Annotated in this window: 18 protein-coding genes and 1 pseudogene; 12 read left to right on the forward strand and 7 right to left on the reverse strand. The window is 67.5% G+C overall.

Annotated elements, in window-relative coordinates; genetic code table 11:
- Positions 1-120 precede the first annotated feature (120 nt).
- Together AQ611_RS13875 and AQ611_RS13880 are read right to left on the reverse strand one after the other, a co-directional pair.
- A complete protein-coding gene (locus AQ611_RS13875; RefSeq protein WP_069234847.1) occupies positions 121-4254 on the reverse strand; it encodes a translocation/assembly module TamB domain-containing protein in 4134 nt (1377 codons plus the stop codon).
- A gap of 14 nt (positions 4255-4268) precedes the next feature.
- A complete protein-coding gene (locus AQ611_RS13880) occupies positions 4269-6125 on the reverse strand; it encodes an autotransporter assembly complex protein TamA (protein WP_083237325.1) in 1857 nt (618 codons plus the stop codon).
- 254 nt (positions 6126-6379) lie between these two features.
- Here AQ611_RS13880 and AQ611_RS13885 point away from each other — a divergent pair, with 254 nt between their 5' ends.
- From AQ611_RS13885 to panD, 4 genes are all read left to right on the forward strand, one after another.
- Complete coding sequence (locus AQ611_RS13885) at positions 6380-6568, forward strand: DUF3460 family protein (RefSeq protein ID WP_059520589.1); 189 nt, start codon at positions 6380-6382, stop codon at positions 6566-6568.
- A gap of 4 nt (positions 6569-6572) precedes the next feature.
- Positions 6573-7457, forward strand: a complete 885-nt coding sequence (locus AQ611_RS13890) for a segregation and condensation protein A (protein WP_069234848.1) — start codon at positions 6573-6575, stop codon at positions 7455-7457.
- Positions 7458-8034: 577 nt separating this feature from the next.
- Positions 8035-8874: a pantoate--beta-alanine ligase gene (gene panC / locus AQ611_RS13895; protein ID WP_069235311.1), complete on the forward strand. Its 840-nt coding sequence runs from the start codon at positions 8035-8037 to the stop codon at positions 8872-8874.
- 55 nt (positions 8875-8929) lie between these two features.
- Positions 8930-9316, forward strand: coding sequence for an aspartate 1-decarboxylase (gene panD / locus AQ611_RS13900; RefSeq protein WP_069234849.1), 387 nt, complete (start codon positions 8930-8932; stop codon positions 9314-9316).
- 298 nt (positions 9317-9614) lie between these two features.
- Here the strand turns inward: panD and AQ611_RS13905 are convergent, their stop codons facing one another.
- Both AQ611_RS13905 and AQ611_RS13910 read right to left on the reverse strand, forming a co-directional pair.
- Positions 9615-10250, reverse strand: a complete 636-nt coding sequence (locus AQ611_RS13905; protein WP_069234850.1) for a ParA family protein — start codon at positions 10248-10250, stop codon at positions 9615-9617.
- 334 nt (positions 10251-10584) lie between these two features.
- Positions 10585-10971, reverse strand: a pseudogene (locus AQ611_RS13910) (LysR family transcriptional regulator); the annotation flags it as partial.
- Between the two features lie 450 nt (positions 10972-11421).
- Here AQ611_RS13910 and AQ611_RS25590 point away from each other — a divergent pair.
- From AQ611_RS25590 to AQ611_RS13920, 3 genes are all read left to right on the forward strand, one after another.
- A complete protein-coding gene (locus AQ611_RS25590; RefSeq protein ID WP_146011760.1) occupies positions 11422-11760 on the forward strand; it encodes a hypothetical protein in 339 nt (112 codons plus the stop codon).
- Positions 11761-12080: 320 nt separating this feature from the next.
- Positions 12081-13196, forward strand: coding sequence for an aspartate-semialdehyde dehydrogenase (gene asd / locus AQ611_RS13915; protein ID WP_069234851.1), 1116 nt, complete (start codon positions 12081-12083; stop codon positions 13194-13196).
- Between the two features lie 111 nt (positions 13197-13307).
- Entirely contained in the window at positions 13308-14201 is an 894-nt protein-coding gene (locus AQ611_RS13920) for a DMT family transporter (RefSeq protein ID WP_069234852.1), read from the forward strand.
- 361 nt (positions 14202-14562) lie between these two features.
- Here AQ611_RS13920 and AQ611_RS13925 read toward each other — a convergent pair whose 3' ends face one another.
- Positions 14563-16086 carry a cobyric acid synthase gene (locus tag AQ611_RS13925; protein WP_069235312.1) on the reverse strand — a complete coding sequence of 508 codons (1524 nt, stop codon included), beginning with the start codon at positions 16084-16086 and terminating at the stop codon, positions 14563-14565.
- 553 nt (positions 16087-16639) lie between these two features.
- Here AQ611_RS13925 and cobU point away from each other — a divergent pair.
- The 5 genes from cobU (at position 16640) to AQ611_RS26160 (ending at position 21114) form a co-directional block, all read left to right on the forward strand.
- A complete protein-coding gene (cobU, locus tag AQ611_RS13930) occupies positions 16640-17197 on the forward strand; it encodes a bifunctional adenosylcobinamide kinase/adenosylcobinamide-phosphate guanylyltransferase (RefSeq protein WP_069234853.1) in 558 nt (185 codons plus the stop codon).
- Positions 17191-18135, forward strand: a complete 945-nt coding sequence (cbiB, locus tag AQ611_RS13935; RefSeq protein WP_069234854.1) for an adenosylcobinamide-phosphate synthase CbiB — start codon at positions 17191-17193, stop codon at positions 18133-18135. The genes cobU and cbiB overlap by 7 nt, the downstream gene beginning before the upstream one ends.
- On the forward strand, positions 18128-19153 hold the full coding sequence (gene cobD, locus AQ611_RS13940) for a threonine-phosphate decarboxylase CobD (protein ID WP_069234855.1): 1026 nt from the start codon (positions 18128-18130) through the stop codon (positions 19151-19153). Before cbiB ends, cobD begins: the two co-directional genes overlap by 8 nt.
- Before the next feature lie 89 nt (positions 19154-19242).
- A complete protein-coding gene (locus AQ611_RS13945) occupies positions 19243-20151 on the forward strand; it encodes a cobalamin-binding protein (protein ID WP_069234856.1) in 909 nt (302 codons plus the stop codon).
- Between the two features lie 120 nt (positions 20152-20271).
- Positions 20272-21114 (forward strand): hypothetical protein, encoded by an 843-nt coding sequence (locus AQ611_RS26160; RefSeq protein WP_069234857.1) that lies wholly within the window; start codon positions 20272-20274, stop codon positions 21112-21114.
- A gap of 24 nt (positions 21115-21138) precedes the next feature.
- Here AQ611_RS26160 and cobC read toward each other — a convergent pair whose 3' ends face one another.
- The gene (cobC, locus tag AQ611_RS13955) at positions 21139-21750 is read right to left on the reverse strand and encodes an alpha-ribazole phosphatase (protein WP_069234858.1); all 612 of its coding nucleotides are present in this window, start codon (positions 21748-21750) and stop codon (positions 21139-21141) included.
- Positions 21735-22493, reverse strand: coding sequence for an adenosylcobinamide-GDP ribazoletransferase (locus AQ611_RS13960; RefSeq protein ID WP_069234859.1), 759 nt, complete (start codon positions 22491-22493; stop codon positions 21735-21737). Before AQ611_RS13960 ends, cobC begins: the two co-directional genes overlap by 16 nt.
- Between the last annotated feature and the right edge of the window lie 2 nt (positions 22494-22495).

Below are 22495 nucleotides of genomic sequence, written 5' to 3' on the forward strand. Positions count from 1 at the left end.
GTCGGAAACGAAAAAGAAGGGCCGCGTTTGCGCGGCCCTTCGCGCTTTTCTCTTACGCGTCGGCGCGCAACGTTGCGTCTTCGTCATGGATCGACGCGGCTCGATTACCTAAGCGCGCCATCACCACCATCGATCGAAACGCCGCGTGTAGTTCAGATCGACGCCCTGGAACGTGCCGCCGTAAGCGGACACCGCCCAGAAACGCGTCAGGTTGATCGTCACCTTGAACGCATTGCTCGCCGACTGGAGCCCCTGCTCGTAACCGAGCACGAAGCGTTCGTTGATCGCCTTCGAGATCTGCACCACTTGAGGATCGGTCAGACCGACGTCGCTGCGCCCGATCGAGATTTCGTCGAGCCCGACGCTCTGCGCGACGCGCTTGCCGGTCGCGCTGCCGAGCAGCGCGAGCGCCGTCGTCATCGCGTTTTGCTGGCCGAGGTTGTTGCCCTGATCGGTGCCGTGGCCGAACAACAACCATGACAACTTCTCGTTGTCCGTCACGTTCGGCTCCGACACGAGTTTCACGCTCGGCGACTGCACCGTGCCCGTCACCTGCACGCCCGCCTCGACCTCCTGATTGCGGCGCATCGCGAGAATGTTGATGCCCGGGTTCGACACCGGCCCGTTGAACGTGAAAAAGCCGTTCTCGATCGCGAGCTTGCGGCCGAACGACGTATAGGTCGAGCCCTCAGTCACGCGCACGTTGCCGACCGCGCGCAGCGGCGCGCCGGGCGCGCTCATCACCGTGACCGTGCCGCGCAGCCTCAAGTCCGCGCCGTGCCCCTTGAAGCGGAAATCGTCGCCGAGCGAAATGTCGATGTTCGCGCGCGGCGCGAGCGACGGCGCGCGCTTGTCGGACGCCGCTACGGACTTCGCCGCCGCGGTGCCGGACTTCACGTCGCCGCGCTCGATGCTGCCCGGCCGCACGATCACCACGTCGTCGGACAGATGGGGCGCGGCGGCCTCCGGCAAGTCGAACAGCGCATGATCGACGGCGAACTTGCCGTTGATCGCGATGCCGCCGCGCGGCGCGTCGTTCCCGACGGTCGCATTGCCCGACAGCGACAGCTTGCGGTCCGGCGCCGCGAACAGCTCAAGCTTGTCGGCGACGATGCTCGCCGTCAGATCGGGTTCGCTGCCGTCGAGCCGCACGCGGCCGAGCGCGCGCAGCGTGCCGTTGCCGCCATGAAACTCCACCTGCTGGAACTCGACGAGATTCTCGGTCAGCTTCACGCGCACGATCCCGTCCTTCAACTGCACGCCCTGATCGACGAGCGTGGCCGACAGATTGTCGCCCGTGAGCATGCCCGACAGATTCGGCTTGGCCGGCGTGCCGGCAAGCAGGAGCCTGAGCGACGCGCGCCCGTCGAGCAGATAGCTCGGCCCGAACAGGCCGCCCGTGACCTTGAGTGCGGGAATATCGGCATCGATGCGGCCCGCGAGCGGCGCATCCTGCGCGATGCCGAACACGCCGTCGCGCAGCGCGAAAGGCACCGCGGCGTTCGCATCGAGCGTGCCGATCCGGGTGGCCTGCGCATGCGCCGTCACGTTGAGCCGATTGCCCGGCGCGAACGCCGCGCGCGCCGATAGATCGGCAATGCCGAGCGCTGCGATCCCCCGGCCGGTTTCGAGCGTCACGTCGCCGCTCCTGCGCTTGATCTGCAGATGCCCGGATGCGGCGTCGGCGAGCGCGATATCCCAATCGCCGTCAAGGATCAAATCGGTACGCAACGGCGAGCGCTGGCCCGTCAGCTCCGCGCGGATTTCGAGCGCGCGCGCAACCGACAGATTGGTGATCGAGCCGGCCGTGCGCAGCCGGCCGTGCTCGAGCGCGAACGACTTCAGATCGAGCAGCGCGCCCTCGATCGACAGCTTCGCCGCGGACAGCATCACGCGCTGCGCGCCCGCCGACACCGTGACCGGCGCGTCGAGCGACACCGACGGCGTGCCGCGGTTCGACAAGCGCGTGACGGTGCCGTCCCAGCGCACGCCGTCGCGCGTATCGACGAGGCCCCCGTTGGCCGCGACGGTGAAGTTGATCGCACGGCCGTCCGCATTGCCGAGCGCGGCCGCATCGAACGTGTGCTTCGCGCGCGTGCCATTGAGGCGCGCGGACAGTGTCTTCAGGCCGATGCCGCCGAATGCGAGATCGCTTGCGTCGGCGCTCAACACGAGTGCGCCTTGCGCGCCGTCGCGGATGTCCGCGCGGCCTTGCGCCGCGCCGATCCGGTTCGAGCCGAACACGACGCCGCTTGCCGTGTACTCCGCGCTCACGTTCGGGTGTGCGAACGAGCCCGTGAGATCGCCGTGCGCCCGCACGAGGCCGGCGAGGCCGAAGCCGAGACGATCGAGCTGCGGCGCGTCGACGTCGAAGCGCAGCCGGTCGCCCGGCGCGCCGAAGCTGCCGCGCAGATCGACCTGGTTGCCCGCGATCGACAGATTCGCGTTGCTCGGCAGGATGCGCTCGCCCGCCACCTGCACCGTGCCCTCGCCCGTCATCGGCAAGCCGTCGTAGACGCTATCGCCGAGCTTGAACTGTGCTTTCGTCGAAAAGCCGGGCGCAAACGCGCCGGTCGCGGCAAGCGTGCCGTTCACGCGCGCGTGGCCCGCGCGCGGGCCGGCCGCGGCCTGTACGGGCCGGCTGCCGCGCCCCGCCTCGCGCGCGGGCGCGCCCGCAGCCGGATTCGACCCGTGCGCGCCGCCGCTGCCGCCACGCTTGGCTCCCGATGCCGAGCCAGCCGCGGCGAGCGCGAGCGGATCGAAATCGACGAGCTTCGCCTTCAGATCGTACGTGGAGCGCGCATCGTGCTTGAGCACGCCCGCAAGTTCGACGCGTCCCTTGCCGGCCGTCACGCGCGCATCGGAAATCGTGGTCTGCCGTGCGTCGAGCGCGACCTTCGCCTTGGCGCCGAGCGCGAGCTTCGCGTCGGCGAGATCGAAATCGATGTTCTGCTTGCCGGGTTCGAGCGCGACGCCGACCGGCCCCGCGAGCCGCATCGGCCTGAGCGCGGCGACGAACGCGTTCAGATCGAGATTCGCGACCTTCAGATCGAACCGCCCGCGGCCGTGCGCGAGCGCGCCGCCGCCTGTCACGCTGCCGTCGCGGATCGTGCGCACGGCAAGCGCGTCGATGCGCTGCGCATTCGCGTCGAGCCGCACGTTCGCGTGCGCGTCGACGAGCGGCAGCAGGCCGTCGCCGAGCGTGCCGGGCTTCGCATTGACGACCGACACCGGCCCGGCGACGACAAACGCGTTCGGCGCCTTCGGATCGGGCGTCGCGGGCTCGAGCTGGGCCCGCACCGCGAGATCGGCAACGGGCGCGCCCGGCGACAGCGCGCGCGGATTCACGTGATCGAACGCGGCGCTCACGCGCTTGAGCGGCACGTCGGCGAACGGCGCGGCTTCGACATGCGCGCGCCCCGCGAGCTTCATGCCCGATGCGTCAAGCTCGGCGACGAGCGCCTCGAGCGAGCCCGACACGCGTGCGCGCGCATCCACCGGTTCGCCCGCGAGCTTGCCGGCGTAAGTTGCGTCGCCGTCGATCGGAAACGGCCGCACGCCGTCGAGCCGGGCCCGCGCGCTCAGCGCGCCGAACGGCGTATCGAGGCGCTCGAGCGTCGCGTCGTGGATGCGGCCGTCGCTCCTGCCGCGCAGGATCAGCCGATTCAGTTCGGTCGTCGAGCCGGCATCGTGGATCAACAGCTTGTCGAAGCGCAGATCGTCGATCGCGAGTTGCAGCGGCAGGCGCAGATCGCGCGGCGTGGAGGCGGGCGACGGCGGCGACGGCGCGATCCGCACGTCGATCGTGCCCGCGCGCAGCGACGCGATCGCGAGCCGCAACGGTGCGCGCGTGAGCGCCCAGCGGCCCGCGATCCGGTCGATCCGCACTTCGGTGCCCGAGCCGTCCGGACTCGTCCACGCGAAATGCGACAGCCTCACGCCGGTGGCAAGCGCGCCGCCGTCGAGCGTGCCCGACAGGCGCCCGCCGAGCAGCTTCACGGCCGCGTGCCACGCAAGCTGCGTGCCGCGCTGCGTCGTCGCGGCGGCAACGAGCGCCCCCGCCGCCGCGACGACGAGCGCAAGCGCGACGAGTGCCGTCCAGCCGAGCGCGGCGCACGCGCGGCGCGCGCGCGAGCGCTTCGGCCGCGGCGCGCGCGGGCCGCCGCCGTCGGGCGTTTGCGCGTCGGGCGTCGAGCCGGCTGGAGCGCCGCTCGGCGCGTGGTCGGGGGTCGGTTCGGACACGTCCTTCGTCATGCGAAATCAAAAAATCAGAATGCGATGCCAAGCGTCAAATACGGACGCACGCTCTTGTTTTTCAGTCCATATGCGAGATCGAAATTGACTGGGCCGACCGGGCTGCGCCAGCGCACGCCGACGCCCGCGCCCGGATAGAACACCTTCTCACCCCATGCGTCGGTGGCTGTGCCGATGTCGAAGAACGTCGCGGCGCCCCAGTCGCGGTTGAACCAGTGCTGATATTCGGCCGTGCCCGTCATCAGATATTTGGTCGGCAGCGTCGAGCCGTTGACGGTGTTGCCGATGCTCTGATAGCCATAGCCGCGCACCGAGTTCGAGCCGCCCGCGCGAAACAGCAGCGACGCCGGCACGCCGGACGAGCTGCCGCTCGTAAACACGCCGCCCAGCTCCGCGCGGAACACGAACAGGTCGCGCTTGCCGATCGGCACGTATTGCTGGCCGCGCGCGTAGCCGCGGATGAACGTCTGGTCGGTGAGCACGCCCTTCACCGCGAAGCCCGCCTCCGCGTGCAACAGGTTGCCCGAGCGCGGAAACAGCGGATCGTCGACGTTGCGCCGCGTCCATGCCCACTGCGGCACGAGCGCGCGGCTCGTGGTCGGGCTGGCGCCGTTGCGGTCGAGCCGGTCCTGGTAGAACATCAGCGAATACGAATAATCGATGAACTGGCCGTTGCGGGTGCGTTGCAGGCCCGCCCGCGCGCTGTAGATCCGCGTGTCCGACACGTTGGTGTTCGTGTACGACGCGAGCGCGCTGTTCGTCCACCCGCGCGCGCCCGGCGGCATCGACAGCTGGATCTGCCCGTACTGCTGGATCTGGTCGACCCGCCCCGAAAACGACAGCGGCCACGCGGCGCCGAACGTGTTCAGGTACGTGTACGAGCCTTGAACATGCGGGCCCGTGTCGGTCGCGTAGCCAATCCCGCCGCGCACGTTGTTGTACGGATATTCGCTGACCTTCACGTGGACCGGCGAATGCTGCGGATGCTCCACGTCGCTCGACACGTCGATCGCCACGCTCGCGTAATACGGCGTGTTCTGCACCTGCCGCTGCAACTCGGCGATGCGCCTCGCATCGTAAATCTCGCCGGCCGCGAGCGGATTCACGTTGCGCACGATCTTCTCCGGATAGCGGCGCACACCGGACACGTCCAGCTCGCCAAGCGTAAACGTCGGGCCGCTGTCGAATGTCACCGCGAGCTTCGCGCTGCGCGTGCGCGGATCGATCCGTGCTTCGGACGACGCGATCTTCGCGCCGAGATAACGGCGCGACTGCAACTGCGTGAGCGCTGCCTGCTTCGCGTCGTCCCAGCCGGATTGCGTGAACGCGTCGCCCGGTTTCAGCGAAAACGCCCCGCGCGCCGCCGCCTCCTGCTTCGGGTCTTCTTGTTCGACGGGCCCGGCAAATGTCAGATCGACCGCCGACACGCTCGTCTGCGGCCCCGGATCGACCGCCACCGTCACCTTGCGCTTGCCGTCCGTGGTGCGCACGTCGGTACGCACCACAGGCGAAAAATAGCCGGCCGTCGCCGTGAGATCGCGCACTTGCTGCGGCGCGGCCGTCACGAGGAATTCGAACTGATCCTCGCTCAGGTCGTCGCGTTTCGCGAAACGGGCGAGGTCGAGATGCTGCTTGAGCAAACTTTTGACCGAGCGCGGCGCATCGATTTCGACTGTGTATTTCGCGCAAGCCGGCATGGCGAAAGACACGCTCGCGCAGCCGGCGAAAAACACCCGCAAACCGAGCCGCGCAAGCGGACGCGGCGCGAAACGAAGCGCGAGGCCGCCGCCGGCGGGCTCCGCGAAATCCCACCCCGGCACGCCGCGTGCGGCGCGCGCGAGCGCTTGCTGCCGTGATACCCGCCCAGCCAAACATGACCTCCGTGACAAGAATGTTTCTTCGGACCACCGCCATTTGACCACACTGCAGCGCCCGCGAACCGTATGACAGGCCGCGTTGCACCGCATCGCGAAATGCGGCGGCCGCGCTTTCGACGCTGTTTTGCCGCCGACCGTTCCCCACGTTGCGGTAGAATTCGACCGATCGTATTCGCGGGCGCCTGCCCGCCTTGAACGCCTGCCTTGAACGCCTGCCTTGAACGCCTGCCTTGAACGGAAAGCCAGCCATGCCGTACCAGTCCGACATCACGCAATTCCTGAATCAGTTGAAGCAGCAAAAGCCGACGCTCGAAGAAGAGCAGCGCAAGGGGCGCGCGCTCCTGTGGGACAAGCAGCCGATCGATCTCGACGAGCGCGCCGAGCAGCAGCAATCGCGCGTGCAACAGACCCCTTACGTCTACTATCAAAACTTCTGACGCCGTGAGCGCCGCCGACGAGGCCAGCGCGGGCGCCGCGGGCGCGCCGCCCGAAGACGCGCTCGCCGCGCCCGCGGGCACCGATTCGACGCCGGACACGGTCGACGGCGTCGCGGCGTTCGCGCGCCTGTACGGCGAGCCGCTCTTCAAGCTGCCGCAGGATCTGTACATTCCGCCCGACGCGCTCGAAGTCTTTCTCGAGACGTTCGAAGGCCCGCTCGACCTGCTGCTGTACCTGATCCGCAAGCAGAATTTCAACGTGCTCGACATCCCGATGGCGGAAGTCACCGCGCAATATCTCGGCTATGTCGACCAGATCCGCGAATCGAATCTCGAACTCGCGGCCGAATATCTGCTGATGGCGGCGATGCTGATCGAGATCAAGTCGCGCATGCTGCTGCCGGTGAAGAAGGCGGACACCGGCGAGGAAGCGGAGGACCCGCGTGCCGAACTCGTGCGGCGCCTGCTCGAATACGAGCAGATGAAGCTCGCCGCGCAACGTCTCGACCAGCTCCCGCAGCTCGGCCGCGATTTCCTGCGCGCCGAGGTGTACATCGAGCAGAGCATCACGCCGCGCTTTCCCGACGTGAACGCCGACGACCTGCGCGTCGCATGGGCCGATGTGCTCAAACGCGCGAAGCTCGTTCAGCACCATAAAATTTCGCGCGAGGAGCTGTCGGTGCGCGAGCATATGAGCCTGATCCTGCGCAAGCTGCAGAACGCGCGCTTCATGGAATTCGCCGATCTGTTCGATACGTCGCGCGGCGTGCCCGTCGTCGTCGTCAACTTCATCGCGATGCTCGAACTCGCGCGCGAATCGCTCGTCGAAATCACGCAAGCCGAGCCGTTCGCGCCGATCTACGTGCGGCTCGCGTATCTGCCCGCCTGAGTGGAGTTCGAGGTTCAGGCGCGGCGTGTGCGTGCGGCACGTGGCGCATGGCACGCCGCGTGCCGCCTACGATCGCCGCGCAATGCCGGCCGCCATCATTTGGCATGACGCGGTTGTCCGCCGAATGTATCGTCGCGGCCATCCGTGTGTGGGTCCGCCGCCCTTTTGCCGTTTTCCGCTCGCTATTGCGGTTTGCCGTAACCGTAGCCGCTGCCGTTCGGCGCTTTCGTCTGACGTGGCCGCCGCCGTCCGCTTGGCGGTTCGACTTCGACGCACATCCTCCGCCGCCGGCCTGCCCGCGCCTGCCGTCTCCACCGCCGCGGACCATCCGGCTAAGCGCCCAGCCAGACAAATGGTCGGCGCCGTTTCGATTCAGCCCCATTTTCCATTCGCTGATCGACGTTGTCGCGCTCATCCGTCCGATTAAAATGAACGATCGTGCTTTTATCGATGCGTTAAAACAGCAAATCCTCTACAATCGCCCACGCCCGACGCCCCGCCGGCGTCGCGCGACGTTTACCCTGCCTTGCCGCTCCCACGCGGCGCACGCACCGACCGCGCGAGGAACCGCGAACTCATGAAAGTCATCAGCTCGATCCAGGAATTGCGCGACCAGTTGCGCGGCCAGAACCGCACGGCCTTCGTGCCGACGATGGGCAACCTGCATGAAGGCCATCTGTCGTTGATGCGGCTCGCGCGCCAGCACGGCGACCCCGTCGTCGCGAGCATCTTCGTGAACCGCCTGCAATTCGGCCCGAACGAGGATTTCGACAAATATCCGCGCACGCTGCAGGACGACATCGAGAAACTGCAAAAGGAAAACGTCTACGTGCTGTTCGCGCCAACCGAGCGCGACATGTATCCCGAACCGCAGGAATACCGGGTGCAGCCGCCGCATGATCTCGGCGACATCCTCGAGGGCGAATTCCGCCCCGGTTTCTTCACCGGCGTGTGCACGGTCGTCACGAAGCTGATGGCGTGCGTGCAACCGCGCGTCGCGGTATTCGGCAAAAAGGATTATCAGCAGCTCATGATCGTGCGCCGCATGTGCCAGCAGCTTGCGCTGCCCGTCGAGATCATCGCGGCCGAAACCGTGCGCGATGCCGATGGCCTCGCCCTGTCGTCGCGCAACCGCTATCTGAGCCCCGCCGAGCGCGCGCAAGCGCCTGAGTTGCAAAAGACGCTCGCGCGCGTGCGCGAAGCGGTGCTCGGCGGCACGCGCGATCTCGCGGCGCTCGAGCGCGACGCGCACGATACGCTTGCCGCGCGCGGCTGGCAGCCCGATTACGTGTCGATCCGCCGGCGCGCGAACCTCGTCGCGCCGACAGACGCCGAAATCGATGCCGGCGAGCCGCTCGTCGTGCTTGCGGCGGCCAAGCTCGGCGCGACGCGCCTCATCGACAATCTCGAAATCTGACGCGCGTCTGCGCGAACCCGACGTTATATTGAGCGAGTTGCACCCAGGAGCCACCATGCAGCGCCACATGCTGAAATCGAAGATCCACCGCGCGACAGTCACGCATTGCGAACTGCATTACGAAGGCTCATGCGCGATCGACGAGGATCTGCTCGAAGCCGCGAACATCGTCGAAAACGAGCGGATCGACATCTGGAACATCAACAACGGCGAGCGCTTCTCGACCTACGCGATCAAGGGCGAGCGCGGCAGCGGGATGATCTCGCTGAACGGCTCCGCCGCGCGCCGCGCGCAGCTGGGCGACCTCGTCATCATCGCGGCGTTTGCGATGATCGACGACGCGGAATTGAAAGCGGGCTGGAAACCGGACCTGGTGTTCGTCGACGAGCATAACAAGATCAAGGGCAGCCGCGATCACGTGCCGACGCAGACCTGGACGTAACCATGCTGCCGCGCTCGGCGCGGCGCCGGCCGATACCCGCGCTTCGGGATGCCGCACTTTTTGCGGCTCACGACGCGCGACGCGCGGCGCGCCGTGACCCGGTCCGCCATTCGAGCGACGTGCGACGCGCCGCCGGACCTCCCGGGCAGACAAACGCTTTTCGCGGTGCCCGCCCGCGCTGCGCGAGCGCCATTCGCGATCGCGCTGTGATGATGCGCTGATCAAACGCCTCGGCAGGCAGGTCGCAGATCTATCGCCCCATCCTGCCCCGGCGGCATGCCGCCGTCCGAATGCGCCGCTATCGCGCCTTTTTCCGCTCCGCCCACTCGACAATCGGCAGCCATTGTTCGAGATCCTTGTCGACGCGGCTTTTCGCAACATCCCAAAGCGTCAGCCCATGTGCGGCAAGTTGGACATAGTTCTGCGTGTCGCGAAGGTAGCCGAGCACGGGCAAATCGAGCCCTTCGACGAAACGGTGAAGCTGCTCGGCCGAGCGCGTGCGCGCATCGACCCGCATCCCGACAACGCCGACCTCGATCGTCCCCTTTTTTACCGCCTTCTCGCTGGCGAGCCGCTGAAGGAATTGCTGCGTCGCAAGAATATCGAACATCGACGGCTGTAGCGGCACGATCACCTTATCGGCAAACTCGAGCGCGACGTTCAGGCGGTTGCCGTGCAAGCCGGCCGGCGTATCGACGATCGCGTATTCGAGGCCGCGCGGCGGCTTGGACGGAGTATCGGGATCGAGCGCCCAGGTCTCGATCACGGGCAGCGCCGCCGGGCGCAGGTCGAGCCACGTATGCGCGGACTGCTGCCGGTCGAGATCGGCCAGCGCGGTCCACGCGCCCTGCGCCGCAAAATACCCAGCCAGATTGGTGGACAGCGTGCTCTTGCCAACGCCGCCCTTCGGATTCGCCACCACGATCACCGTCATGAATTCCCCCGAGGAAGCCGCGCGGCGCGGCGGCGAGCGTGCGCCGCCGCGCCGCGAAAAAAAGCGGATACAGGGAGCGATGATATCGGCAAATGACGTTGCGCCGAAGCGACCGTCGCGTTGATCGGACGAACGGTCGGCCGCCGGAACGTTCCGGCGTCGAGCACCTGCGCCATTCTATATGGGGCCTGACCACTATCGCGTGTCACCCTTCGCACTCGATCTGCGCGCCGGTGCCATACCGCTCGACCGGCATCGCAGACGGCGCGCATCGCATTCACGATGCGTTGCCAAGCGACGCGACGCGTGACGTCGCGCCGGCGTCTATCTACCTTCTCAGCGGCGGAGGGCCCGCTTCGAGCGCACCCAGGCGTTCGAAAAGCCAAAGCTCGGCAAACGCGGGCAGAACGCTCATCTTCACCTGACGAGCGCGGCCATGCGCATGCCATTGGACCGCTGCGTTGTCGATGATGCTGAACGCCTCCTCGATGCGCCCCACGAAACGCTGGCCGTCGGGAGTCAAGCGAACGCCACGGCCATGACGCTCGAAGAGCGGAATGCCGAGCCAGTTTTCCACGGCGCTGATGCGGCGGCTGACCGCGCCATGCGTGATGCCGCTCACGCTCGCGGCAGCGCTGAGCGATCCTTCCCGGGCGACCAGGCAGACGGTTTCAAGGTTCGCAAGCGGTGGCCGCGCAGTCGAGCTGTGTTTCACGTTCATATCTCACTAGCGATTTATGCGCTAGCTTAACAGTGGGCCGCTGCGCAAAAATAGTGGATCAAAGCATGAGTCACGGGTTTCCGGCGCCTTGGGAAAAACCGTCGGCACATTGCTCGAATTCACAACGATGCCGTGAAATAACAGATCTTCTAATGCAAATAGTCTCACTGTGCACGACTCGCCCTCACGAAAATAAGCGCACGGCTTTTCATGCGCAACGCATCGGGCCGTTCCCGGCATCCGCATGGACCTCGCGCCTCGGTTTGTCGATACGGCATTCAAAGTTAATCGGCAACGCTTCCGTGCCAAGATGCATCAAACCATTTTCTGCGAGTGGAAAACCCGACTTAAAGCGAAGAATTCGAATGCCGGGCCTCAGCTTCAGCCCCTCTGCGTCAAACGCCTCCGGCACGGGCGATCTATAAAACGCAAGCGAGCCTTAGAGAGGCGATGACGATATCGGTTTGCGGCGTCTACTGTGGCGGGCCCTGCCTCTCTCGCCACCTCCTTGCGGCCCAAGGAGAAGCGCCGTTTTTTGGGAAGGTGCGCCATGCCCAGGGCGCGCCCACAACGGGCGCGCCATTTTTTTGCTTTATATACCGGAGCAACGTGATGCGCAATCCGCAATTTTCTTCATTATTTAAGTTCGGAAAAATCATGTCGAAAGTCAGCCCACATTCCACTCTATTCATCATCGTCATGAATGCACGAATTCACTTAAAAATCGGCGGATTTTCCAGATCTGATCGTCATGTCGCACGTCGTCCCCCCAGCTTGCCGATCGGCTGACCGCTTGCGATCATTTACTCGCTCCGCATTACGCGACGCGTAGGGTTCCCTTCATCGCGGGAACAACCGATAGACGATCAATTGGCGACAAAGTATTCTCGCCGAATCGCATCACTTGAAAATCCACTTCGATGCATGGCCCGCGCAAAGCGAAGCACGGCTCCCGGGCAAACGCATCAACGCGGATAGCGCACCGATTCAACCCCGGGCCAACACAAGAGCGTCAACGCGGCGATGGCGGCGCCGAAACCAGGCGCGCAGCGGCGAAACCGACGAATTGCCCACCCGGGCCCTATAACCTTTACCTGTAGGAGCAACAAATGAAAAAAGTGGGCTTGATCGGCTGGCGCGGCATGGTGGGCTCGGTGCTCGTCAAGCGGATGCTCGACGAAGGAGATTTCAAGCGCATTTCGCCTTATTACTTCAGCACGTCGTCGGCCGGCGCCGAGCATGTCGACGCGCTCGGCGCCCGGCGCACGTTGCTCGATGCCACGTCGATTCCGCAACTCGCCGACATGGACGTCATCGTCAGTTGCCAAGGCGGCGATTATACGAAGGCGGTCTACAACGATCTGCGCGGCGGCGGCTGGAGCGGCTACTGGATCGACGCCGCATCGGCGAAGCGGATGGACGCCGATTCGATCATCGTGCTCGACCCGCTCAATCACGAGCAGATCCACGCGGGGCTCGATTCCGGCATCAAGAACTTCATCGGCGGCAATTGCTCGATCACGCTGACGCTGCTCGGCTTGGCCGGTCTGTTCAGAGAGGGCCTCGTCGACTGGCTCAGCACGATGACCTATCAGGCCGCGTCCGGCGCGGGCGCCGCGAACGTGCGCGAATTGCTGTCGCAGATGGCGCATCTGTCGGACAAGGTGCGAAACGCGCTCGACGATCCGGGCACGCCGGTCATCGACCTCGTCGCGCAGGCGCGCGACGCGCTTGCCGATCCCGCGTTGCCGCGCGATGCGTTCGGCGGCGTCGCGCTGGCGGGCAGCCTGATTCCGTGGATCGACGCGGATCTCGGCAACGGCATCAGCCGCGAGGAGTGGAAGGGCGAAGTCGAAACCAACAAGATCCTTGGCCTGCCGCCTGGCACGATCGGCGTCGACGGCCTGTGCATCCGCGTGCCCGTGCTGCAAAGCCATGCGGCTGCCGTCACGCTGAAGCTGAAGGAGGATCTGCCCGTTCATCGGCTCGAGTCGATCATCCAAAACGCGCACGAATGGGTCGAGTACGTGCCGAATCTCAGGACGGATACGTTGCAGCGGTTGTCGCCCGCGGCCGTGAGCGGCACGTTGAAGGTCGGCGTCGGGCGTCTGCGCAAGCTCGGGCTCGCGGACAATCTGTACAGCGTGTTTACCGTCGGAGATCAGCTTTTGTGGGGCGCCGCCGAACCGCTGCGGCGGATGCTGGGTATTTTGCTCGAACGCTGAAATCGCGCTCGTTACCCGTGCGGTTCTGGCGGACACTCGCTCGCGCGCGAACGGTGTCCGCCGCAATTTACGCATGGCCGAACACTGTACGACCTGCGTCGACTATCACCGATGAATTCGAATCAGCCTTCCATCGCGATCTCCTCCTCGATTTCCGGCACCGCAGCCGCCCTCATCACCGTCCTCCTCTGGGCCAGCGCATTTCCGTTCATCCGGATCGGTCTGCGCGGATTCGAGCCGATTCCGCTCGCCGCATTGCGCTTCAGCATCGCCGCCGTGCTGATGCTTGCTTGGATCGCGTGGCGCAGGCCGCATCTGCCAAGCAGCCGGCACATTCCGCGGCTCGTCGCCTGCGCAGCGTTCGGCGTCGCCGCCTACAACATGCTGCTCAACATTGGCCAGCAAACCGTATCGGCAGGAGCAGCGAGCTTCATCGTCAACACGGTTCCCGTCATTACCGCGTTGCTCGCGATTCTGTTTCTCGGCGAGCGTTTCCGGTTCTGGGCATGGGCCGGCACCGCGATCAGCTTTGCCGGCATTGCGGTGATCGCGTCCGGGCAGCCCGGCGGGCTTCGCTTCGGCAACGGTGCGACGCTCGTGCTGGCTGCGGCCGCCTGTCAAGCGGCATTCTTCATCTTGCAGCGTCCAGCCGTCGTTGCGTACGGCGGGCCGGTCTGCGCGGCGCTCGTCGTATGCTTCGGCGCGGTCTGTCTCGCGCCATGGCTGCCCACAGCACTGCGTCAAGCAGCAGCCGCGCCGGCAAGCGTCACGCTGGCCGTGGTCTATCTCGGCATCTTTCCGGCTGCAATCGGCTATGCGACCTGGGGCAGCGCGCAAGCGCACTTCGGCGCGAGTCGTGCGGCGAACTTTCTCTATTTGGTACCACCGGTCGCGACCGGGCTGGCCGTCGCGCTGACAGGCGAAACACCGGGTTGGCTCACGCTCGCGGGAGGCGCGCTCGCGATTGCCGGTGTGGCACTCGTCAATACGCTCGGTCGCCGCTGACGCATTCGTTCGGCCGGGCCGTCGCCGTCAGCGTCGGAACTCGGCTCAACGCTGCCGAGCCAATACCGGCGACTGTCGATACGGCCGCTATCGCCAACATCTCGCAACGGCCATTGCGTCACTCAGGCCAAGAGCGCATCGAAATTGCTGGCGTTGCGACGCCATGCCCGCTCGCCGCCTCGATGGCACTAACCGCCCAACCATCAGGCCATGTCTGACAATGCACACGGGCGGCTCAAATCGCAGGCCTTGAACTCACAGTCGTCGACGCTCCGGGATTCGGGAGCGCCACCCGAAGATCGCCCATCCGGGGCGCCGTCCGAACCTGCGCTGCGCCCCATCAGCTCGCCGCACCCCGCCCTCACGCAAACGCGCCGAACACCCGCTCGATATCCAAATGCTCGGCGAGCGTATCCGCCAGCCGCTCCAGCGATGCCTCGCGCAGCGCCGGATAATCGACCGGCTCCGCGCCATCCAGCCCCGCCCATTCGGTCAGCGCCGCGCACGCGTCGGGCGTGTCGAAAAGGCCGTGCACGTAGGTCGCGAGAATCTGTCCGTCCGCCGACACCGCGCCGTCCGGTCGCTCGCCGTCGGGCCCGGCAAGCATGAGCGCGGGCGACGCGAGCGCCGGCCCGCGGGTCTGCCCCATGTGGATCTCGTAGCCCGCGACGCGCGCGGGCGCGCCGCCTGATGCAAGCCGACCCGCAAGCCGCCCCGTCACGTTGACGAGCGTTTTCTCGCGCGTGAGCGTCGTCGCGTAATCGAGCAAGCCGAAGCCCGCGCTTGCCGCACCCGCCGCGCCCTCGACGCCGTGCGGATCGTCGAGCGTCGCGCCGAGCATCTGCATGCCGCCGCAGATGCCGATCAGCTTGCCGCCGTAGCGCAGATGGCGCTTGACGACGGCCTCCCACCCCCCCTCGCGCAGCCACGCGAGATCGGCGAGCACGTGCTTCGAGCCGGGCAGGATCAGCAGGTCGGCGGCCGGCACCGGGCCGCTCTTCCAATACGTGAAGTCGATGCGCGGATGCGCGCGCAGCGGATCGAAATCGGTATGGTTGCTGATTCGCGGCAGCGCGGGCACGACGACGCGCAGCACGCCGGCGTCGCCGCCCGCCGCGGCCGAGCGCGCGGCCTTCGGCAGCATGTCCTCCGCGTCGAGCATGAGCCCGTGCAGATACGGCAGCACGCCGAACACGGGCTTGCCCGTGTGCTGCTCGAGCCAGCGCAGCCCCGGTTCGAGCAGCGCGGGATCGCCGCGAAACCGGTTGATCACGAAGCCGCGCACGCGCGCACGCTCGCTCGCCGACAAGCACGCGAGCGTGCCGACGAGATGCGCGAACACGCCGCCGCGATCGATGTCCGCGACCAGCACGACCGGACAGTCGACGGCTTCGGCAAACCCCATGTTCGCGATGTCGCCCTCGCGCAGATTGATTTCGGCGGGACTGCCCGCGCCCTCGACGATCAACGCGTCATAACCGCGTTGCAACCGGCGGTACGATTCGAGCACGGCTTGCATCGCGACGGGCTTGTAGCCGTGATACGCGCGCGCGTCGAGATTCATGCGCGCCTTGCCGTGGATGATGACCTGCGCGCCGCGATCGCCGGTGGGCTTGAGCAGCACCGGGTTCAGGTCGGTATGCGCGTCGATGCCGGCCGCGAGCGCCTGCAATGCCTGCGCGCGGCCGATCTCGCCGCCGTCGGCGGTGACCGCGCTGTTGAGCGCCATATTTTGCGGCTTGAACGGCGCGACGCGCACGCCCGCGCGGCGCGCGAGCCGGCACAGGCCCGCGACCAGCGTGCTCTTGCCCGCGTCGGACGTCGTACCTTGGATCATCAGCGTGCCGCGCGGGCGTGGAAGCGAAGCAAAAGCGTGAGCAGTCATCGTATCGGTGCGGACGAAATGGGAATCGGCAAAATCGGTTGGTGAAACGGGTTGCGAAACGGGTTGCGAAACGGGTTGCGAAACGGGTTGCGAAACGGGTCGGTAAAACGGCGCGGTGAACCGGGCCGCGAGCGTGGAACCGCCGAGCGGCATGCCGGTTCGATGCGCGGCACCCGGGCGCGGATTGCGTGCGGTCCGAGCGTGATCCGGTGGCGGTCCGGGAGCAACTCGCGTGCGGCCCCAAGCGGCCCAAGTGTGCCCCAGGCGCGATCCGCCCACCGGTTGAGCGCGGATAGGGCCCAGGTTAAGCACGACTTCGAGCACGGTTCGAACATAAACCAAGCGCCAACCAAGCGCGAATCGAAACGATCGACGCCTGCGTCACAACATCGCTCGACGATGACGTCTGCCCCCGCCTCGATCAAAACACGCACTGCAACCGCACGCGAAACACCCCTTCGGTGCGTCGCGCAAAGCGCCCTCGAACCCGTCCGCCTTCGTGCACGCCACATCACGCAAGCCGCATTATCGCGCGGCCCGCTACAATCACGCGATGACTCCGCGCGACCTCACCTTCGTTCTCGGCGGCGCGCGCTCGGGCAAGAGCGCGCATGCCGAACGGCTCGCCGCCGAAAGCGGCCGGCCCGTCACCTATATCGCGACCGCCCGCATCGGCGACGACGAGTTCGCCGCGCGCGTCGCGCATCATCGCGCGCGCCGGCCGGCCGACTGGGCGCTCGTCGAAGCGCCTGTCGAACTCGCGTTGGCGATCGCGCGGCTCGACGCGCCGGATGCGTGCGTGCTCGTCGATTGCCTGACGCTTTGGCTCACGAATTTGCTGTGCCCCGCCGACGGCCCGGGCGTCGACGACGCGCTCGCCGACGCACGCATCGCCGAACTCGAAACGGCGCTGCGCGCGACGCGCGCGCAGGTGATCGTCGTCAGCAACGAAATCGGTCTGGGCGTCGTGCCGCTCGGCGCGCAAACGCGGCGCTTCGTCGATACGCTCGGCCGCGTCAACCAGCGCATCGCCGCGCTCGCGACGCGCGTGACGCTGCTCGTCGCCGGGCTGCCGGTTCGCGTCAAACCGGCGGGCGGTGCGCAATGCTGATGTTGTCGCCCATAGCCGTCGCGCTACTCGCGCTGGCCGGCTGCATCGTCGACCGGCTCGTCGGCGAGCCGCGCTCCGCGCATCCGCTCGTCGGCTTCGGCCGACTCGCCGTGCGCATCGAACGCCTACTGAACACCGGGCGGTGCGGCCGGCTCGCCGGCGCCGCCGCGTGGCTCGCGGCCGTCGCGCCGCCCGTCGCGCTCGCCGCCGCGCTCATCGCGATCCTGCCGTGGCCGCTTGCCGCCGCGCTGCATGTCGCGCTGCTGTGGTTCGCGCTCGGCGCGCGCAGCCTTGCCGAGCACGTCGCGCCGATCGCCGCCGCGCTCGCGCGGCGCGACCTCGCCGCCGCGCGAGCGTTGACCGCGCGCATCGTATCGCGCGATACCAGCGCCGCCGACGAAGCGGCGCTGTCGCGCGCGGCGGTCGAATCGGCGCTGGAGAACGGCAACGACGCGATCTTCGGCGCGCTGTTCTGGTTCGCCGTCGCGGGCGGCCCCGGCGCGCTCCTCTTCCGGCTCGCGAACACGCTCGATGCGATGTGGGGCTACCGGACGCCGCGCTTCGCCCGTTTCGGCTGGGCCGCGGCGCGCATCGACGACGCGCTCAACTGGCTGCCCGCGCGCCTGACCGCGGCGAGCTACGCGCTGCTCGGCGACACCGCGAACGCGTGGCGCTGCTGGCGCCGCCAAGCGCGGCTCTGGGACAGCCCGAACGCCGGCCCCGTGATGGCTGCCGGCGCCGGCAGCCTGAACGTCGTGATCGGCGGGCCCGCCGTCTATCACGGCCAGCTCGAAACCCGCCCGCTGCTCGGCGCGGGCGCGCCCGCCGCGCCCGCGCACGTTGCCGCCGCGCTGTCGCTCGTCGCGCGCACGATGGCGCTTTGGCTCGCGTTGCTGATTATCGGCGCGGCGCTGTCGAACACGTTCGGCCATGTCTGACGCCCGGCCCGCGATCGTTCACGGCGGCAATCTGCACGAGGCCGCGCAGCGCTACGGCATCGCGCGCGACGCGTGGCTCGACTTGTCGACCGGCATCAATCCGCTCGGCTATCCCGTGCCGCCCGTGCCCGCCGACGCATGGCGCCGGCTGCCCGAGGACGACGGCGTGCTTGCCGGGCACGCCGCGCGCTACTATGGCGCGCCGAGCGCCGCGCACGTGCTGCCCGTCGCCGGCAGTCAGGCCGCGATCCGCGCGCTGCCCGCGCTGTTCGCGCGCGGTGTCGCGGGCGTCGCGCCGCTCACATACAGCGAATACGCGCCGGCATTCGAGCGTCACGGCCACGCGCTCGCGCCGCTCGATTGCCGCAGCGACGCGCTGCCCGAATCGCTCACGTATGCGATCGTCGCGAATCCGAACAATCCGAGCGCCGAGCGCATCGAACGCGCGCGGCTGCTGCGCTGGCACGCGCAACTCGCCGCGCGCGGCGGCGCGCTGATCGTCGACGAAGCATTCGCGGACGCCGATGCCGGCACGCCCGCGTCGCTTGCCGCCGACACCGATACACACGGCCTCGTCGTGCTGCGCTCGGTCGGCAAGTTCTTCGGACTCGCGGGAGTGCGCGCGGGCTTCGTGCTTGCCGCGCCCGCACTGCTGCACCGGTTGCGCGACGCGCTCGGCGCGTGGACGGTCAGCGGCCCCGCCCGCCACGCCGTGCTCGCGGCATTCTCCGACCACGCGTGGCAGCATGCGGCGCGTGAACGGCTCGCGGCTGATGGCGCACGGCTCGCGTCGCTGCTGCGCGCGCATGGTTTCGCGGTCCGCGCGACGCCGCTGTTCAGTTGGACCGACGATCCGCGCGCCCGCGCGCTGCACGAAGCGCTCGCCGCGCGCGGGATCTGGACGCGCTTGTTCGCGCACTCGCCGAGCGTGCGAATCGGCTTGCCCGCGCAAGAAGACGAATGGCGGCGGCTCGAAGATGCGCTCGCCGCGTGCTCGCCGGGGCTCATCCGATTATGAAGCGCACACGGATACAAACCGGCGCGTTGCCGATTTCAAGGTACGCGCAAATGCCAGGCGGCGCGCTCTTGCCAACGAGGCTCGCTCGAATGCGCACCGCCCTCACCCGGCTCGCCGCCGCTTGCGCTTGTGCCGGTGCATTCAACGCCGCGCACGCGAGCATCACCGTCACGGACGACGCCGGCCGCGCCGTCACGCTCGCCGCGCCCGCGCGGCGCGTCGTGAGCCTCGCGCCGCACGTGACCGAGCTGATCTACGCAGCCGGCGGCGGCGCGGCGCTCGTCGGCACGGTGTCGTACAGCGACTATCCGCCCGCCGCGAAAACGCTGCCGCGCGTCGGCTCGAATCAAGCGCTCGACCTCGAACGCATCGCGGCGCTCAAGCCCGATCTGGTCGTCGTTTGGCGGCACGGCAACGCCGAACGCGAGACCGAGCGGCTGCGCGCGCTCGGCATTCCGCTCTTCTTCAGCGAGCCGCATCATCTCGACGATGTCGCGACGTCGCTCGAAAAACTCGGCACGCTCCTCGATACGCGCGACACGGCGTCGGCCGCCGCCGCCGACTATCGGCGGCAGATCGGCCAGCTACGTGCGCGCTACGCGGACAAGCCGCCCGTTGCCGTGTTCTTCCAGATCTGGGATCGGCCGCTGATGACGTTGAGCGGCGCGCACATCGCCAGCGACGTGATCGCGCTGTGCGGCGGGCGCAACGTATTCGCGCAACTACAGCCGATCGCGCCCGCCGTCACCGACGAAGCGGTGCTCGCGGCCAACCCCGAAGCGATCTTGACGACCGCGCCCGGCGCGACCTCGACGCGCGACGCGCTGCCCGATTTCGCCCGCTGGCGCACATGGCCCGCGCTCACCGCGGTCGCGCGGGGCAATCTGTTCGCGATCGACGGCGATCTGCTGACGCGGCCCACTCCGCGTCTCGCGCAAGGCGCCGAACGGCTGTGCCGGGATCTCGATATCGCGCGCTCGCGACGGCCGAAGCCGTGACGCACATGGCATCGCGCCGGCGCAAAAGCAGCGCCGAGCCCGTCAATTTCCCCGGATGCCTGCCGCTGCGGCGCCCCCGGCAATGGCGCACCGGCATCCAACGGACAACCTAGCAAAACAATGACCGATTTCGAAAGCAAACTTCTGCTGAATATCGCATCGGCCGCGTTCTCGTTCATTTTGGTGGAGTCCAGACACTTCCTGTCGAACCGGAAAAACGGCGGCAGCTTGAAGCGCGTCAGATACAGCGTCTGGAAACCGAACATCCCGCCGCAAAAAGCCAACGGCCACGCATGGCTGCGCTCGGCATGGCGGCGCGTCGCACGCAAGCCGGAGCGCGGCGCGCCGCTCGATCAGATCAAAATATTCTTCTGGAACAGCGGCTGCGAACCGATTCTCCGCGACGACCTCGTCAAGAAAAAACCGCTCACGCTGCAATTGATTCCGCCGACCGCGATCACGCGCGTCACGCTCATCGAGAGTACCCACGCAATAGGCGTGAAACTGATCGACGAGCGGCTTTTCAACCGCGACAAGAGCAAGAAAATCATCACGTTCGACCGGCTCGACCCTGGGCACGGCTTTGTCGCCACGCTCGGATTCGCGAGCGGACACGACCCGTCCGCGCGGATTTCCGGCCCGGTGCTGGGCTCGGCCGGCTTGGAATACGCGGGCCCGGTGTGGGCAATCGATCTCGCCGACCCAACGCGAATCGGCAAACAGCGATCGCGCGCGATCCTGATGCGCAGGCTCAGCGGCCTGTCGTGCGCTGCCGGGATCGCCGGACAATTCATCCCGATCGCCGGATCAGCGCCGCTCATCACGCACAGCCTGCTTTATTGGCTGTTCTTCGCCGTGTTCGCGATCTCGTGGATGGCGTTTCTAATGAGTAACAACGTCTGCGAGCAATTCAACAAGAAAATTCCGCCATCGCTGCATGACTGGGACGACAGCAGGAATTAGCCGCCCGGGCGCTTCGGTTTCGCATCATACGTCCCAATGCGCGAGCCGCCAGCCGCATGCGCCCTCGCCGCCTTCATCGCGGCGCAGCCACACGATGCCGCCCATCGCGATCGGCCGCGCGAGCAGCGTATCGAGCGGCACATCCAGCGCCAGCGCCGCGAGCACGCGTATCACCCCCGCGTGCGTCACCGCCCAGTTCGTCGGCGTCTGCGAAGCAAACGCCGAAACTGCCGACAGCGCCGCCAGCATCGGCCGCACGCGCGCGGCGAACTGCGCGGCGCTTTCGCCGCCATGCTCGCGCGCGCCCATCGGATCGGCGCTCCAGCGATCGATCGCGTCGCGCCCGATCGCGTCCCAGCTCTGCATTTCCCATGCGCCGAAGTCGATTTCGCGCAAGCGCGGGTCGACTTCGATCGGCGCGCGCACGTCGCGCGCAAGCGCGTGCGCGACATCCGCGCATCGCATGAGCGGGCTCGTCCAGACCGTGCGTGCGCTGCCCGCGCCGAGCAAGCGCAGCCGCCGCAGGATATCGGCCGCGCCCGACGCTGCATCGGCCGCCAGCGGCACGTCGCTGCCGCCGTAGCAAACGTGCGGTTCGACGGCGACGGCCGGATGGCGGATCAGAACGAGATCCATCCGAGCACCGTCAGATAGATCGCCAGCTCGAACACCTGCTGCGCGAAGCCGAGACAATCGCCGGTATAGCCGCCGATGCGCTTGACCAAATAACGCGCGATGCCCGCACGCAGCACGAGCATCACGGCAAGCGCCAGTGCGCCCGCGCGCCAATCCGGCCAAAACAGCCACGGCAGGCCGCACGCCGCCGCGAATGCGAACGCGCGCGCGCGCATGCGCTGCGCGACGGGCCGCGCACGGCCTTCGGCGCGCACGTAGTCGAGCGTCACGAGCAGGCTCGCGGCGAGCGCGCGGCTGCCCGCGTGCGCGGCGATCATCGTCCAGGCCGCGCGCGCGGGCGGCATCGCGGCGAGCGCCTGCCACTTCAACGCGAGCGCGACGACGAGCGCCGCCGCGCCGAACGTGCCGATCCGCGAATCGCGCATGATCCGCAATACGTCGTCGCGCGTGTAGCCGCCGCCGAACGCGTCGCAACTATCGGCCAGCCCGTCCTCGTGCAGCGCGCCCGTTGCCGCAAGCGTCGCCGCGATCGACAGCAGCGCCGCGATGCCCGGCGGCCACACGCGCGACGCGGCCAGATGCACGAGCGCCGCGAGCGCGCCCACGCACACGCCGACGAGCGGAAAATAGCGCGCCGCGTGCGCAAGCTCGACGCTCGCGCCGCTGATCGAACGCGGCACCGGCATGCGCGTGAAATACCCGAGCGCGACGGCGAAGTAGCGAAATTCGGCAAGCGGATTCATCG

It is taken from the genome of Burkholderia singularis (genome assembly GCF_001718875.1).
Classification (GTDB): Bacteria; Pseudomonadota; Gammaproteobacteria; order Burkholderiales; family Burkholderiaceae; genus Burkholderia; species Burkholderia singularis.